The sequence below is a fragment of the Pseudomonas sp. FEN genome, from assembly GCF_904067045.1.
Classification (GTDB): domain Bacteria; phylum Pseudomonadota; class Gammaproteobacteria; order Pseudomonadales; family Pseudomonadaceae; genus Aquipseudomonas.
This window is the reverse complement of sequence record NZ_CAJFDC010000036.1, coordinates 265,001-281,748: the sequence shown is the minus strand read 5'-3', so window position 1 is coordinate 281,748 and position 16,748 is coordinate 265,001. Positions and strand designations below refer to the sequence as shown.

The window sequence follows — 16,748 nt, the reverse complement described above, 5'->3', positions numbered from 1 at the left end:
GTTATCGGTCGTACACAAATTCCAGGTTCGACACAAACTTACTGTGGGAGCGGAGCTTGCCCACGAAGACAGCAGGACAGCTACCACAAAATCAGCGGATGTATATCAACGCACCAGAGGCCGCAACTGAGTGACCTCGGCAATGGAGTCTCAGGCATTAAGCCGGAAACTCTCCAGCCACGATCCCAATTCGCAGCCCCGCATCGGCTTGGAAATCAGAAACCCCTGCGCCACCTCATAACCCTGGGCCTGGAGAATCCTTTGCTGGGCCAGGGTTTCCACGCCCTCGGCCACCACCCGCAAATCCAGGCTCTCGCCGATCCGGATCACCGCCTCGCTCAAGGCCTGGCTGGTGTCGTCGGTTTCCAGGTCATGGACAAAACTGCGATCGAGCTTGAGCTCCTTGATCGGCAAGCGCCGCAGGTAGCTCAAACTCGAATAGCCCGTGCCGAAGTCATCCATGGCCAGGCGCACCCCAAGGGCATGGACCTCGTCAATCGTGCACAAGGTATCGGGGTTGCTGTCCATCAACACATTCTCGGTGATCTCCAGCGTCAGGTCCGCCGCCACCAGGCCGTTCTGCGACAAGGCCCGGCTGATGAAGTGCGGCAAATCACGGTTGTGGAAATTGGTCGGCGAAAGATTCACCGATATGCTCGGTACCTTCAAGTGCTGACGGCGCCAACTGGCCAACTGTCGGCAAGCTTCACGCAACGACCATTGGCCGAACTCGCCGATCAGGCCGCACTCCTCGGCCAGGGGAATGAACGTGCTCGGCAGGACATCGCCAAATTGCGGATGCCGCCAACGCGCCAGGGCCTCGACGCCACACAGGTCCTGGCGGTTGAGATCGACCTGCGGCTGATACACCAGGTGCAGTTGTTTCTGATCAATGGCCTCACGCAGGGCTGCCTCCAGGGTCAGTCGGCCCTTGGCCATCTGATCCTGCCCGTGGCTGAAGAAACTGACACGGCCCCTTCCGCTGGTCTTGGCCTGGTACATGGCGATGTCGGCCCGTTGCAACAAGACCTCCATGTTCCGGCCATCCTCCGGAAACATGCTGACGCCAATGCTCGCGGACGGTTTGAGGGTCACGCCGGCGATCTGGCACGGAGCGCTCAAGCTGCTTTTGAGACCGACGATAAGATCGGTCACTTGCTCCAGCGAACATTGCGGCAGCACCAGCACAAACTCATCACCCGACAGTCGACAGACAATATCCTGCTTGCGCCGCCGCTCATTCAAACGTCGGGCGATCATGCACAGAAACTCATCGCCCGCCGAATGTCCGAGGGAGTCGTTGACCTGCTTGAATCGATCCAGATCAATGAATATCACCGCCAGGCTGCTCTTGTTGCGCACCGCATCGGCAATCGCCTGGGTAGCCTTGGCATGCAGCATATTGCGATTGGGCAGCCCGGTCAGGTCATCGTAAAAAGCCAACTGGCGAATATGCGCGCGGGACTCTTCGCGCTCCAGGGCCAGAGCGCAGAGGTGGATCGTGGCGTTCACCAGTTGGTGATCGAGTGGGCTCGGCTCACGGTTCTCGCGGTAGTAGAACGCGAAGGTCCCTAACACCCGGCCGGCACTGGATTTGATCGGTGTCGACCAACAGGCCTTGAGCCCCAATGGGGTCACCAGATCGCGAAAGCCGGCCCAGAACGGATGATGGGCAATGTCCGTCACGCTCACCGGCACACCGCTGAACGCCGCCGTACCGCAAGAGCCGGTCTGCGGTCCGATGGGCAACCCCTCCAGGGCCTGGGAGTAATGTTCAGGCAAGCTCGGCGCCGCCAGGGGGTGCAGGGTCCCCGCTTCATCGACTCGCAGGATCGAGGCCACCACATCGGGCGCAATCCGCTCGACTTCACGACAGACCAACGTCATCAAACCCGCCAATGATTCCTCTTGAACCATGGCCTCGAGCACTTTGTGCCGCAGGATCTCCGGCATCCGCGTGTGGGTCACGTCAATCAGCACGCTGACGGTATTGGTCAACTGGTTGAGGTTATCGATCACCGGGTAGGTGCTGACATTGCACCAGACACGACGGCCATCATGCCGATAACCGAACTCCTGTGAGTGATAGGTTTCGCCTCGCGCCAGTTGAGCACGGATAGTGGCAATGTCTTCCAATTCGAAATAGGGCGCGATGAGATTGATCGGGGTTCGTCCCACCACCGCGGCCGGGTCATAGCCGAACATCTGGGTGAAGCCACCGTTGACGTAGAGAATCTGCCATTGGCCATCGGTGATGATGATCGCATTCTCGGTGCTATCGACCACCAGCGACAGCAGAGACAGATGCTCGCGCTCCGCATGCCGGGCGGTAATGTCCTTGATAAAGGCGGTGTACATCAGTTGGCCAGCGGCCTCGACCTTGGAGATCGACATCGCGCCCCAACGCCGGGCGCCGTCCTTGCGCTCGATCAGTACATCGCGACTGGTGCCGACGATCTCGTTGATTCCACCGTGTCGATTGGCATCGATGCAGCCATCGGGCTCCGCACGGGTCAACTGTGGCACCAGCATACCGACGTGCCGCCCGATCACCTCCTCCCGACTGTACCCCCACAATGCCTCCGCGGCACCGTTGAACAGGGTGACCCGGTTCTGGCTGTCGATGACCACGACACTGTCGATGCTCTGTTCAAGGGTCTGGATGGAAACTTGGGATAGATCCTGAATATCAGGCATGGCGATAGCCCACTCACGGGAAGGAAGACAAATACAGTGTCGGGCTCCGTCCCAGATGCTTTAGGCGTTCGCTGATCTCTGCCCAGTTTTGCAGCGATCGGAAGAGGGTTAAAGGAAGACACCGGTGTCGGTGCCGGAAAGAGTAAGGTCATAATCTATACACTGGTGTCAATATGCCGCCACCCGATCATCGGATGATTGACATAAGTCAAAGAAGCCTGAAGGACAGTTGTAATATCTTCGTCGCGACCCCGCGACGAAGATATTCTTGAAAGTATTCTTATTATCTTTAACTCCAGCATTTTTCCGCATCGCCCCAAGACCTGTCCGACACACTCGGATAGCTTGAACACGTGAGTCTTGGAACCTTGTGCAAAACTCTGGAGCAGCGGGAAGCAATACGCATTGCCAAGAGGGCGAGTCCCTACAGCCACTTGGGAATCGATTGATAGTTTCAAAGGGGGCTGGTGAAAGAGAATGGCACCATGCAATCATCCGTCATAGCGCGCGTCAGGCGCAGAAAGTGGTCGGTTTGACAAGCACCCAGGCAGCTTCTAGTGTGCCATCGGATCCCCTTTCAACCTTGTCCAGAACAGAGTATGCGCGTGGCGGAAAAACCCAATCCCTTGAACAGCGTTCACGTCAATGGACCCATACCCGCCCACCTGGCCCGGGCCGTGATAGAGGAGACATTGCGCAACGCGATCCTGGACGGACGTCTTCCCTGTGGCCTGGCCCTGCGCCAACAGGAATTGGCGACGCTGTTCGGCGTCAGCCGCATGCCCGTGCGTGAAGCCCTGCGCCAGCTCGAAGCCCAGGAACTGCTGAATGTGGTGCACCACAAGGGGGCCGTGGTTGCGCCATTGATCGTCGACAACTCCATCGAAGCCTATGACCTGCGGATCCTGCTGGAAACCGAGGCCCTGCGCCTGTCGGTGCCCTTGCTCAATGACAACGACTTCAAGCAGATCGAGACCTATATCGATCTGTTGGAAACCGAACAGGACTACACCCAGGTCGGACGGCTCAACCGTCTATTCCACATGGCTCTTTACAGCAAGGCGCCCAATCACAAGCTGCTGAAATTGATCGAGCAAGGCCTGGTGGAAGAAGAACGCTTCCTGCGTTTCAACCTGTCGGCCATGGGCCTGGGCAAACTCTCCCAGGATGACCATCGCGCCCTTCTCAGTTCCGCCCGGGCCGGCGATATCGAGGTGTGCGTGGAGAACCTGCGACACCACCTGCAACGCGCCATCGAAGTGATTCTGCGCTATCTGGCCCAGACCCGGTCTTGAGCCCCGGGGCCGATGACCCTAGCCGCCCCCCTGAACCCGGCAGGGTGAGGCCCACAGGGTTCACGGCCGACTGTTTTACCGACGTGCACGTCGGCCCGCGGGTCGACAAGACAATACGTGATGCCGGTGAACGACAACGGCGCGCCGACAATCTGTCATCACCTGTTTTGCATGATTCGTGAGATAGATCCTGGGCCCACGCCCCGCCACGCGGGATGACCCTATCTATTCACCGCTTCGGACAGGTTTCGCCGCTTCCGGCGATAGCAGAACTGCCCGTTTGGGCACAGGCTTGCTCACCGATAATGAATTGACGGGCGACCTACGGCTCCGCGCATGCAACTTTCGGATACATCACTCATTCAAGGAGCACTTCCACACGCTGGGAGTACGGATTAACCGTGTCTCGGCCACGCCTATCAAATTATTAGCAACAGCCCATTGAGAGCCATATGGATGAGGCATTCAATCATTCATTCAAATTCTGATCGTTATTATTCGGAAGGGGCACTCTCACCCCTAAAAACACGGCATCGCCAGTGTTATCGGTGACACTCAGCCATAAAAAAACCAAACTTACAATTGTTATAAAAATAACTTGATCCGTGCTGAATATTTGTATTAATTTTTAATGGCTTTCGGGCAAACCCTGTCGCCAAGGCCTTTGCCAGCCTAGACATACGCGCCCTGTAACACCAAACAAAATACGCTCAAAAAGCTTGCACGATGGCGCCTGGGCGCATTTTAAACAGGTAATGATTCCTCTCGATGCTTTCAATTTCTTATTGAGGACTCTGCTCGCCTAGCCGTTAGCAAACGCCACACTGCTCAACAGCCGGACCGATAGAAAACGCCAAGCAACACTTCACAATCCTTTTAACTTAGCGGACACCTGGTGATTATTAATGAGCGCACTAAAGCCCCTTCTGCATGCCAGAAAAGAACAGTTGACCCAACATCCTGTATTCAGTGAAATCCATTCACTGTCACTACTTCGACGCTTCATGGAAGTCCATGTCTTTGCGGTCTGGGACTTCATGTCGTTAACCAAGCGTTTGCAACAGGAGCTGACCTGTACCACCTTGCCCTGGCTACCACCCAAGGACCCCCAGGCCGCGCGTCTGATCAATGAAATTGTCCTCGGAGAGGAGTCGGACCAACGCGCAGGACACGGCCATTGCAGCCACTTCGAGCTGTATCTGGAGGCGATGCGCGAAGTCGGCGCCAGCACGGTCGCCATCGAACGCTTCATTGAGCTGCTGCGTGAAGGCGTGGCCGTCGAAACCGCGTTGCGCACGGTCAATGCCGCGCCAATGGTGATCGGCTTTGTCAGAAACACGCTCGATATCGCCCTGCATGCCTCGGCTCACCGGGTGGCCGCGGCCTTTCTACACGGGCGGGAGAGTGTTATCCCACAGATGTTCCAGCGGATTCTCGATGAATGGGGCATCGATCAAGCTCTGGCCCCGACGTTGCGCTATTACCTGCAACGCCATATCGATGTTGATTCCGAGGACCATGGTCCGGCGGCCGAACACCTGCTCGAGCGCCTGGTGGATGGTCAGCCGCAGCGCGAAGCGGAGATCTACAGCACCGCCCTCGCCGCCGTGGACAGCCGCATGGCGCTCTGGGACGGTTTGCTGGAGAGCTTGTGCACCACCGCGGTGGAGGTAACGGTCTCATGAATGCCATCGACTACAGCACCTTCGCCGATGCCTGGGAGAGCCGCGCCAGCATTCGCACCCGGCCACGCCGCCTGCTCGAAGACGATGATCGACTGATCTATCCGCTGAGCCGCCAACCACTGGTCAGCAGCGAGAGTTTTCTGACCCTGTGCCCCGGGCAAAGGGATTTCGTGCTGCTCCAGAGTCTCTACAAATTCATCAATGACGTGGTGATTTTCGAGACCGATATCGTCGACCGCACTGCCCGCAGCATTGCCAAGGGGCGCTTCCCGATCAGCTTTCCATTCGCCTGTCGCTACGCCGCCATGACGGTGGTGGTGGACGAGGATTACCACGCCCTGGTGGCCATGGACTTCATGCAGCAGACCGTGGCCATGACCGGCATCGAGCCCCTCGATCTGCCGGATGAAATCGAGTTGAGCCGGGCGATACCGGCAGCCATCGGCATGGCGCCCGAACACTTGCGGGCGGCCATGGAGCTGATCTGCGTGGCGATCTCGGAAAACACCGTGACCAACGATGTCGCGGCCTTTGCCAAGGACGACACGGTCAAGCCCTCGATCAAGGGGCTGATGGCCGACCACCTGCTCGACGAGGGTCGACATGCCGGATTCTGGACCCGCCTGGTGCGCATCTATTGGCAGACCGCGAGCGAGACGGACCGCGACCTGATCGCGCAGATCCTGCCGGTGTTCATCGTGCATTACCTGACCAACGACATCCAGAAGAGCTTCGACTTCCGCGTGATCGAGCACCTGCCGGTGGCCGAGGAGATCCGCCAGGCCCTCAGGCGCGAGGCATCGGGGCTGGCGTATCCGATCAATCGCCACCATCCGCTGGTGATCAACATCGTGCGCTTCCTGCGCAACAGCTCGCTGCTCGATTCGCCCTGTGTTCAGGACGCCTTGAGCGACTACCTGATCTAGCCAAGGAGATCATCATGAGACGTCTCACCCTTTTGCTCGTCGGCAGCAGCCAGGCGCTGGATGAATTGCTCCGCGAGCTGGAACAGCACGGTCATTCGATTCAACGCCTGAGTCACGCGCAGGCCATCGAAGCACAACCGCCGGGCGCGGCGGATCTGTTGATCGAAGATGGCAGCCTGGCGCTGCCCGCCAGCTGGCGACGCGACCTCGGTGCCTGCACACATCTGGCCCTGCGCCTGGAGCAGGGGCCCATGACAGTCCAGGGCCTGCCCGAACTCCGGCTACTCTGCCGGTTGGTCGAGGACCGCGGCAGCCGCCTGATCCAGCGCCTGGGCGTTGACCAGGACGGCTCCGGAAACGGCCAGGCGCTACGTCTCTCCGCGGTCCAGGCCCTGGTGGAGCGAGTGGCCTTGCAGGTCAGCCGCTACTCCCGTGATGCCGAACACTTTACCGACGCCGCCACGCTCCCTTCAGTGTCGCAGTTGCCGGAACAAGACCTGGGCAGGCTCGAGACCCTGGCCTTCGAGCACCGCTTCAACCGCACCGAGCGCCCTGAGTTACTGGCCCTGGCCCAGCGCCCGGTCATCGAACATATCGAAGCCAGCCTGCTGCGCTTCGCCGCGCGCCCCGCGCTGACCCTGGACGGGGTGTCGCTGACGTACCGGGAACTGCACGACCTGAGCCGGACGATTCAGCAGGGCCTGCGGGCGCGGCTCGATGCGTTGGGGCCGTTCTCCGAGCCGCCGGTGATCGGCCTCTGCCAGCACAAGAGCGCCGCGCTGTACGCCAGCATCCTGGCGATTCTCGGTACCGGTGCGGTGTATCTGCCGCTCGACCCAGGCCACCCGCTGCAGCGCCAACTGTTCGTGCTGAAGGATGCCGGCGCTGTCTTGCTGCTGCACGATGGGCAATTCCCGCTGGCCGAACACCTGCCGGCCCTGGATGTCAGCACCCTGCCGCGCAATCCGATAGACCAGCCCCTGGTACGCCAGGCCCTGGCAGCGCAGGCACCCTGCCTCGCGCTGTACACTTCGGGCACGACCGGACAACCCAAGGGCGTGCTGCTCAGTCAGCACAACCTCAGTCATTTCACCGCCTGGTATGCCGACTATGTGCAGCTCAGCGAAAGCAGTCGGGTCCTGCAGTTTTCCACCTTGAGTTTCGACTCGTCGCTGATCGATATTTTCCCGACCCTGGTCCGGGGCGCGGAGCTGGTGGTGCCCAGCGAGGACCAGCGCCGCGATCCCTTGCAACTGCTGGCGCTGATTCGCGGGCAACAGCTCAGCCATGCCTTCCTGCCCCCGGCGCTGCTGAGCATCCTGCCGTTGGATACGCCCCTGGGCCTGAGCCACGTGATGACCGGCGGCGATGTGTGCGAACCGGATGTGATCGAAAAGCTCGCCGCGCACTGTCATTTCTACAACCTCTACGGGCCCACCGAAAGCACCGTGCTGGTCACGGCCAGGCGCTTCCAGGCCGGCTCCGGCAATCGCAGCCTGGGCCAGCCCATCGCCAACAGTCAGGTGCTGATTCTCGACGAGCAGTGCCAGCCGGTGGCCGAGCAGACCGTTGGCGAGTTGTACATTGTCGGTCCCGGGGTCGGCATCGGCTACCTGAACAATCCCGACAAGACTGCCGACAGTTATCTGCATCTGCCCCTGGGCCAAGGGGCCAGCCTGCGCGCCTACCGCACCGGCGACATGGCCAAGTGGACCGGTGAAGGCATCGAGCTGTGCGGACGGCGTGACAATCAGGTCAAGATTCGCGGCTTCCGGGTCGAGCCGGAGGAGATCGAGCAATGCCTGCGCGACAGCCGGCTGTACCGCCAGATCGCGGTGGTCATCGATCCCCGGCGGCGGGTGCTGGCCTTCATGGCCCAAGCGCAATCCCCCGGCGGCCAGGCTGCGCTCAGGCAACACGCCGAACGTTATCTGCCGGACTATATGCAACCGCTGGTCTACACCGAGCTTGCCGACATGCCCTCGGCCAGCAACGGCAAGATCGACCGTGCGGCGCTACTGAAGCTGCCGGTCGAAAGCCCCGAAAACAGCCGCCGCCGGTTACCCGCCACACCGGACGAAAGCCGTCTGCTGGCGCTCTGGGCCGAGTTGCTGGAACTGCCCGCCGAGGATATCTCCACCGACGAAAGCTTCTTCAACCTGGGCGGCCACTCGATCCTGCTGTCGAAAATGCTGCTGGGTATCCGCGAGCAGTATGGCCGAGGTATTTCCATCAATCGCTTTATCGAGGAACCGACCCTGTGCCGGCTGGCGCTGTTGGTCAGTGGCGATGCCACCACCCAGGCCCTGAGCGAGCAGGTCTTCGTCGATGCCTCCCGTGAACTGGGCCTCAACGTGTTGCCGGCGGAGCGCGCTGGCGACGTGAACAAGGTGCTGGTGACCGGCGCCAACAGCTTTGTCGGCGTGCATCTGGTCGAAGCGCTGCTGGCCGGCGGCGCCGTCGAGGTCGCCTGCCTGGTCCGCGACAGCGCGGCGGAACCCGCGGCGCAACGCTTTGCCCGGGCCCTGCGGGAGAACCGCCTGGAGCACCTGGACCTGAGCCGAGTACGGGTCCATGCCGCCGACCTGACCCGCCCGCTGTTGGGACTCGCCCCGGCGGTCTACGAGCGGATTGATCGGGAGTACGGCGCCCTGGTGCATAACGCGGCCAACGTCAACCATGTACTCGACTACGAGTCGCTGGCCCCGGACAACGTCGATCCACTGTTCGAATGCCTGCGCCTGTGCGAAGGCCGCAGCAAGAAGATCTTCAACTTCGTCTCGACGCTGTCGGCCTCCAGCAGTATCGATGCCCAGGGTCGGGTGCTCGAACAGCCGGCGGCCCCGACACCGCCGATCTACATCAGGAACGGCTACAACCTGAGCAAGTGGGTCGGCGAGCGGATCCTGCAACGGGCTCGCGAACAGGGTGTCTGGGTCAATCTCTACCGGCCCGGCAACATCAGTTTCAACAGCCGCACCGGGGTCAGCCAACCGCACAAGAATCGGCTGATGCTGATGCTCAAGGGCTCGTTGCAACTGGGTCAGGTACCCGCCCTGGAGCTCAACTTCGACCTGATGCCGGTGGACTTCCTCGCCCGTTTCATCGCCGTGCATGGCCGTCGATCCAACGGTCACGGGGTATTCAACCTGCATAACCCGCAACCCTTGAGCTGGACCGATTACCTGGCCTCGTTCCGCGAAGCCGGCCACGACTTCCAACTGGTCAGCGTCGCCGACTGGCAACGCCAGTTGCATCGGGTCGACAGCGGCAATGCGCTGTTCGAAGTGCTGGGTTTCTACCTCAATGGCTTCGAGGAGGACATCGGCGATATCTCGGCGATCGGTCATGCCCATGCCGCCGCCGGTGTGCATGCCATGGGCGAGCAGTACCCGGCCAAGACCCCGGCGCTGCTGCGCAAGGGCTGCGACTACCTCAAACAGATCCAGTTCATCTGATTCATCCCCACCCACAAGGAGTTACATCATGAATAACCTGCAACCCGATAGCCTGATCCGCAACCCACAAGGCAGCCCGCTGGTTTCATCGGTGGAGATTGCCCGCGATGCGGCCACGGTCTGGGCGGTGGTCGGCGATTTCGCTGGGTTCGCGGCGTTCATCACGGCGCTGGAACGCATCGAAATGACCGGCGAAGGCGTTGGCTCGCTGCGCAAGAAGTTCTTCAAGGACGGCAACCTGGTGGTCGAACAGCTCAACTCGCGGGACGAGCAGGCGCGACAGATGACCTGGACGACGATCTACAACACCCTGGGGGTCGGCCAGCTATGGGCGGCGATGAGCGTCGAAACGCTGGATCCGGGGCGCTGCCGGGCCACCTGGACCATCATTGCCGAGCCGGCCACGGGTGGCGAGGCGGCGCTGCCGGGGTTCCGCAGCTTCGTCCAGGGTTTTGCCGATGATGCGATGAACAACGTGCGGACGTTGTTGGCCTGATAGACCGCGTTATCGTTCATCGGCGGCAAGCTGACTCCTACATGGGGTCTCTGCCGCTCACGAAACCGGGAACGACAGATGACCTGTGGGAGCGGTGCTTGCCCGCGAAGCTTTTGGCGCCCTTGAAGGCGCCTTCGCGAGCAGGCTCTGCTCCCACACAAGCTCTGCTCCCACAAGGGAGCGGATCAGCCCAAGTATGGCGAAATCAGATCCGGAAACTGTCCACCAACTGCTTCAACCGCCCGGCCTGCTGCGCCAACGCATCGCAATCCTTCAGGGTTTCATTCAGGTTGGCCACGCCTTGCAGGTTCAGCAGGTTGATCTGGTTGATATCAACGTTGAGGGTTTCCACCACCGCGGTCTGCTCCTCGGTCGCCGCCGCCACCGACTGGTTCATGCCGTCGATCTCGGTAATACGCTGGGTCACGCTGACCAGACGCGCACCGGCCTGGTTGGCGACTTCGACGCTCTCTTCGCTGGAAACCTGGCTGGCGTTCATGGTGGTCACCGCCTCTCGCGAACCGACCTGCAACGAGGTGATCATCTTGTGGATCTCTTCCGCCGACTCCTGGGTACGATGAGCCAGGTTACGCACCTCATCGGCCACCACCGCGAAACCGCGTCCCGCCTCCCCCGCCCGCGCCGCCTCAATGGCCGCGTTGAGGGCCAGCAGGTTGGTTTGCTGGGAGATACCCTTGATCACATCGAGAATGTGCCCGATGTTGTCGGTGCTGGCGTTCAGCGTCTCGATCTGGGTACAGGACAGGCTGATCTTCTGCGACAGCTCGGTCATCGCCAGGATGGTTTTTTCCACCACCTGACGCCCGTCGTCGGCCTGTTCGCTGGCACCGCTGGCGTGTTGCGACGCATCGGCGGCATTGCGGGCGATCTCCTGGGTGGCCGCCCCCAGCTGGTTGATCGCCGCCGCCACGCTGGTGGTCCGCGCGCTTTGCTCGTCGGAACCGATGATTGAGGCATTGGACGAGTTCATCACCCGCTGGGACAGGTCATGCACCTGTCGCGTGGCCGAGGACACCTCGCTGATGGAGGCGTGGATCCGCTCGACAAACTGATTGAAGGAGCTGGCGAGTTCGCCGAATTCATCTTTGTTCTCGATGCTCAGCCGCCGGGTCAGGTCACCTTCGCCTTGGGCAATATCCTGCATTGCACGCCCCATGGCGGTCAACGGACGCATCAGGAACTGGATCAACAGGGTCAGTAATACGGCAATCATTGCCACGGCAATGAACATCGCGATCAACGCCGAGGTGCGGAACTTACTCAACGGCGCGTAGGCTTTGCTCTTGTCGATGGACAGACCGATATACCAGTCTGCCGAAGGTAGCCCTACCACCGGCGTGAACGAGAGGATCTTTTCCTGGTTGTTCAGGGTGACTTCCTGGTCGCCCTTGGCGATGCGCAAGGCAGAACCCGGGTAGATGTCCTTGAGATTCTTCATCACCTGGTCCTTGTCCGGGCTGACGATCACCTGTCCGTCACCACTGACCAGGAAGGCCTGGCCGATGCCACCGAAGTCCACCGAGTTGATGATCTTCACCAGGGTTTCCAGGCTCAAGTCACCGCCCACCACACCAAGCAGTTGCCCATTGCTTTTCACCGGGATAGCGATGGTCACCACCAACCCACCGACCGAGGCCATGTAAGGCGGCGTGAGCATGGTCTTGTCCGCGACCACGGCGGACTTGTACCAGGGGCGCTGACGCGGGTCATAGCCGTCGGGCATCTTCGCGTCGGGCCGCTGGGTGAAAGTACCGTCGGTCTGGCCAACATAGGTGAACTGGAAGTTGCTGGTCAACGCCGGTTGATCGACCAACCCCGCGAAGTCGGCCTTGCTGCCCTGATGGGCAATGTTCTGGGCCAGGTTCTCCAGCACCAGAATCCGTCCGCCCAGCCAATTCTGCACGCTGCCAGCCGTCTGGTCGCCAGCTTGCTGGATGGATGACTCCAGGTTCTGCCGAATGGTGCTGCGCTGCAGATAGTCGTTGTACAACGTGAACAGCGCGAAGGCGAGAACCACGACACCGGAGGCGGCCAACAGGATTTTATGGCTGAATTTCAGATTCATTTCATGGACTTCTTATTATGCCGAAAGTGGGGATGCGTGCGGGTGCAACACTCGTTGGGGGCGCAGGCAGCGTTCTATGACTGCTCCACTTTGGTGCACGCATCATTCACCATACTGTCGGCACCATGGGATGAAAACTTAGCTCATTTCAGGAAATGTCTGGAGGATTTTTTGCACGCGCAAAACAAAACCCCCGTCTGCGTGAGCAGACGGGGGTTTCGGAATTCAATCTTGACGATGACCTACTCTCACATGGGGAAACCCCACACTACCATCGGCGATGCATCGTTTCACTGCTGAGTTCGGGATGGGATCAGGTGGTTCCAATGCTCTATGGTCGTCAAGAAATTCTGTGGCCAGACCCGCCGGTGCATGGCGAGTCAGCAAAATCATGGACTTCTACTTAAAACAAAACCCCTGATCGCGTTAGCAATCAGGGGTTCTGGAATTTAATCTTGACGATGACCTACTCTCACATGGGGAAACCCCACACTACCATCGGCGATGCATCGTTTCACTGCTGAGTTCGGGATGGGATCAGGTGGTTCCAATGCTCTATGGTCGTCAAGAAATTCGGTAGCCAGCTCGTTTTCTCTTGCGAGATCACGCTCCAGCAAATGGGTATGTGACAGCTCGGTGTTTTGTGAGTCGCAAACTTTCGGTTCGTTTCGTCTTCACACACCGCAATCTGGTGCTCCTTCGCTCTTCAGCTCGAAGCCTGCAAATTGCTTGGGTGTTATATGGTCAAGCCTCACGGGCAATTAGTACAGGTTAGCTCAACGCCTCACAGCGCTTACACACCCTGCCTATCAACGTCGTAGTCTTCGACGGCCCTTCAGGGAACTCAAGGTTCCAGTGAGATCTCATCTTGAGGCAAGTTTCCCGCTTAGATGCTTTCAGCGGTTATCTTTCCCGAACATAGCTACCCGGCAATGCCACTGGCGTGACAACCGGAACACCAGAGGTTCGTCCACTCCGGTCCTCTCGTACTAGGAGCAGCCCCTCTCAAATCTCAAACGTCCACGGCAGATAGGGACCGAACTGTCTCACGACGTTCTAAACCCAGCTCGCGTACCACTTTAAATGGCGAACAGCCATACCCTTGGGACCGGCTTCAGCCCCAGGATGTGATGAGCCGACATCGAGGTGCCAAACACCGCCGTCGATATGAACTCTTGGGCGGTATCAGCCTGTTATCCCCGGAGTACCTTTTATCCGTTGAGCGATGGCCCTTCCATACAGAACCACCGGATCACTAAGACCTACTTTCGTACCTGCTCGACGTGTCTGTCTCGCAGTCAAGCGCGCTTTTGCCTTTATACTCTACGACCGATTTCCGACCGGTCTGAGCGCACCTTCGTACTCCTCCGTTACTCTTTAGGAGGAGACCGCCCCAGTCAAACTACCCACCATACACTGTCCTCGATCCGGATAACGGACCTGAGTTAGAACCTCAAAGTTGCCAGGGTGGTATTTCAAGGTTGGCTCCACGCGAACTGGCGTCCACGCTTCAAAGCCTCCCACCTATCCTACACAAGCAAATTCAAAGTCCAGTGCAAAGCTATAGTAAAGGTTCACGGGGTCTTTCCGTCTAGCCGCGGATACACTGCATCTTCACAGCGATTTCAATTTCACTGAGTCTCGGGTGGAGACAGCGCCGCCATCGTTACGCCATTCGTGCAGGTCGGAACTTACCCGACAAGGAATTTCGCTACCTTAGGACCGTTATAGTTACGGCCGCCGTTTACCGGGGCTTCGATCAAGAGCTTCGCGTTAGCTAACCCCATCAATTAACCTTCCGGCACCGGGCAGGCGTCACACCCTATACGTCCACTTTCGTGTTTGCAGAGTGCTGTGTTTTTAATAAACAGTCGCAGCGGCCTGGTATCTTCGACCGGCATGGGCTTACGGAGCAAGTCCTTCACCCTCACCGGCGCACCTTCTCCCGAAGTTACGGTGCCATTTTGCCTAGTTCCTTCACCCGAGTTCTCTCAAGCGCCTTGGTATTCTCTACCCAACCACCTGTGTCGGTTTGGGGTACGGTTCCTGGTTACCTGAAGCTTAGAAGCTTTTCTTGGAAGCATGGCATCAACCACTTCGTCATCTAAAAGATAACTCGTCATCAGCTCTCGGCCTTGGAATCCCGGATTTACCTAAGATTCCAGCCTACCACCTTAAACTTGGACAACCAACGCCAAGCTGGCCTAGCCTTCTCCGTCCCTCCATCGCAATAACCAGAAGTACAGGAATATTAACCTGTTTTCCATCGACTACGCTTTTCAGCCTCGCCTTAGGGACCGACTAACCCTGCGTCGATTAACGTTGCGCAGGAAACCTTGGTCTTTCGGCGTGGGTGTTTTTCACACCCATTGTCGTTACTCATGTCAGCATTCGCACTTCTGATACCTCCAGCAAGCTTCTCAACTCACCTTCACAGGCTTACAGAACGCTCCTCTACCGCATCACCTAAGTGATACCCGTAGCTTCGGTGCATGGTTTGAGCCCCGTTACATCTTCCGCGCAGGCCGACTCGACTAGTGAGCTATTACGCTTTCTTTAAAGGGTGGCTGCTTCTAAGCCAACCTCCTAGCTGTCTAAGCCTTCCCACATCGTTTCCCACTTAACCATGACTTTGGGACCTTAGCTGACGGTCTGGGTTGTTTCCCTTTTCACGACGGACGTTAGCACCCGCCGTGTGTCTCCCATGCTCGGCACTTGTAGGTATTCGGAGTTTGCATCGGTTTGGTAAGTCGGGATGACCCCCTAGCCGAAACAGTGCTCTACCCCCTACAGTGATACATGAGGCGCTACCTAAATAGCTTTCGAGGAGAACCAGCTATCTCCGAGCTTGATTAGCCTTTCACTCCGATCCACAGGTCATCCGCTAACTTTTCAACGGTAGTCGGTTCGGTCCTCCAGTTAGTGTTACCCAACCTTCAACCTGCCCATGGATAGATCGCCCGGTTTCGGGTCTATTCCCAGCGACTAGACGCCCTATTAAGACTCGCTTTCGCTACGCCTCCCCTATTCGGTTAAGCTCGCCACTGAAAATAAGTCGCTGACCCATTATACAAAAGGTACGCAGTCACCCAACAAAGTGGGCTCCCACTGCTTGTACGCATACGGTTTCAGGATCTATTTCACTCCCCTCTCCGGGGTTCTTTTCGCCTTTCCCTCACGGTACTAGTTCACTATCGGTCAGTCAGTAGTATTTAGCCTTGGAGGATGGTCCCCCCATATTCAGACAAGGTTTCTCGTGCCCCGTCCTACTCGATTTCATGACCAAGAGATTTTCGCGTACAGGGCTATCACCCACTATGGCCGCCCTTTCCAGAGCGTTCCGCTAATCTCAAAGCCACTTAAGGGCTAGTCCCCGTTCGCTCGCCACTACTAAGGGAATCTCGGTTGATTTCTTTTCCTCAGGGTACTTAGATGTTTCAGTTCCCCTGGTTCGCCTCTTGCACCTATGTATTCAGTACAAGATAACCATCTTATGATGGCTGGGTTCCCCCATTCAGACATCTCCGGATCAAAGTCTGTTTGCCGACTCCCCGAAGCTTTTCGCAGGCTACCACGTCTTTCATCGCCTCTGACTGCCAAGGCATCCACCGTATGCGCTTCTTCACTTGACCATATAACCCCAAGCAATCTGGTTATACTATGAAGACGACATTCGCCGAAAATTCGCAAAACTCTTAAGAGTCACTCACAAATTTTACCTTAGCCTGAGCCGTTACCAGTGAAAGTAACGTCCAGTCTATCTTTCTATCACATACCCAAATTTTTAAAGAACGATCTAATCAAAGACTAGAAATCAACATTCACCATCGCAGTGATGGAATGCTCATTTCTAAGCTCTAACAACAGAAACAGCAAAACAGCAGTAAGTGGTGGAGCCAAACGGGATCGAACCGTTGACCTCCTGCGTGCAAGGCAGGCGCTCTCCCAGCTGAGCTATGGCCCCGTATTTCTACAGGCTTTTCCCACACAAAATTGGTGGGTCTGGGCAGATTCGAACTGCCGACCTCACCCTTATCAGGGGTGCGCTCTAACCAACTGAGCTACAGACCCAATTTCGGGCTGCTTCTAATCGTCTTCTTCAATG

7 protein-coding genes, 2 tRNA genes and 3 rRNA genes are annotated in these 16,748 nt (G+C 58.3%); 5 read left to right on the top strand and 7 right to left on the bottom strand.

Going from position 1 to position 16,748, the window contains the following annotated elements:
* Positions 1-150 precede the first annotated feature (150 nt).
* The gene (locus tag PFEN_RS24940) at positions 151-2,697 is read right to left on the bottom strand and encodes an EAL domain-containing protein (RefSeq protein ID WP_191489286.1); all 2,547 of its coding nucleotides are present in this window, start codon (positions 2,695-2,697) and stop codon (positions 151-153) included.
* A 605-nt stretch (positions 2,698-3,302) separates the two neighbouring features.
* Between PFEN_RS24940 and PFEN_RS24935 the strand changes: the two genes are divergently transcribed.
* The 5 genes from PFEN_RS24935 (at position 3,303) to PFEN_RS24915 (ending at position 10,557) form a co-directional block, all read left to right on the top strand.
* Positions 3,303-3,992: a GntR family transcriptional regulator gene (locus tag PFEN_RS24935; RefSeq protein WP_191490249.1), complete on the top strand. Its 690-nt coding sequence runs from the start codon at positions 3,303-3,305 to the stop codon at positions 3,990-3,992.
* Positions 3,993-4,897: 905 nt separating this feature from the next.
* A complete protein-coding gene (locus tag PFEN_RS24930; protein ID WP_191489285.1) occupies positions 4,898-5,677 on the top strand; it encodes a DUF3050 domain-containing protein in 780 nt (259 codons plus the stop codon).
* Positions 5,674-6,603 (top strand): diiron oxygenase, encoded by a 930-nt coding sequence (locus PFEN_RS24925; protein WP_191489284.1) that lies wholly within the window; start codon positions 5,674-5,676, stop codon positions 6,601-6,603. Before PFEN_RS24930 ends, PFEN_RS24925 begins: the two co-directional genes overlap by 4 nt.
* Positions 6,604-6,617: 14 nt before the next feature.
* Complete coding sequence (locus PFEN_RS24920) at positions 6,618-10,061, top strand: amino acid adenylation domain-containing protein (RefSeq protein ID WP_191489283.1); 3,444 nt, start codon at positions 6,618-6,620, stop codon at positions 10,059-10,061.
* A 28-nt stretch (positions 10,062-10,089) separates the two neighbouring features.
* Entirely contained in the window at positions 10,090-10,557 is a 468-nt protein-coding gene (locus PFEN_RS24915; RefSeq protein ID WP_191489282.1) for an SRPBCC family protein, read from the top strand.
* Between the two features lie 205 nt (positions 10,558-10,762).
* On the opposite strand, the gene PFEN_RS24910 is transcribed toward PFEN_RS24915, so the two are convergent.
* From PFEN_RS24910 to PFEN_RS24885, 6 genes are all read right to left on the bottom strand, one after another.
* Entirely contained in the window at positions 10,763-12,643 is a 1,881-nt protein-coding gene (locus tag PFEN_RS24910; RefSeq protein ID WP_191489281.1) for a methyl-accepting chemotaxis protein, read from the bottom strand.
* Positions 12,644-12,872: 229 nt separating this feature from the next.
* Positions 12,873-12,988, bottom strand: a 5S ribosomal RNA gene (gene rrf / locus PFEN_RS24905).
* 108 nt (positions 12,989-13,096) lie between these two features.
* Positions 13,097-13,212, bottom strand: a 5S ribosomal RNA gene (rrf, locus tag PFEN_RS24900).
* 171 nt (positions 13,213-13,383) lie between these two features.
* Positions 13,384-16,275, bottom strand: a 23S ribosomal RNA gene (locus tag PFEN_RS24895).
* A 256-nt stretch (positions 16,276-16,531) separates the two neighbouring features.
* Positions 16,532-16,607 (bottom strand) — tRNA-Ala (locus PFEN_RS24890).
* Between the two features lie 30 nt (positions 16,608-16,637).
* Positions 16,638-16,714: transfer RNA gene (locus PFEN_RS24885), tRNA-Ile, on the bottom strand.
* Between the last annotated feature and the right edge of the window lie 34 nt (positions 16,715-16,748).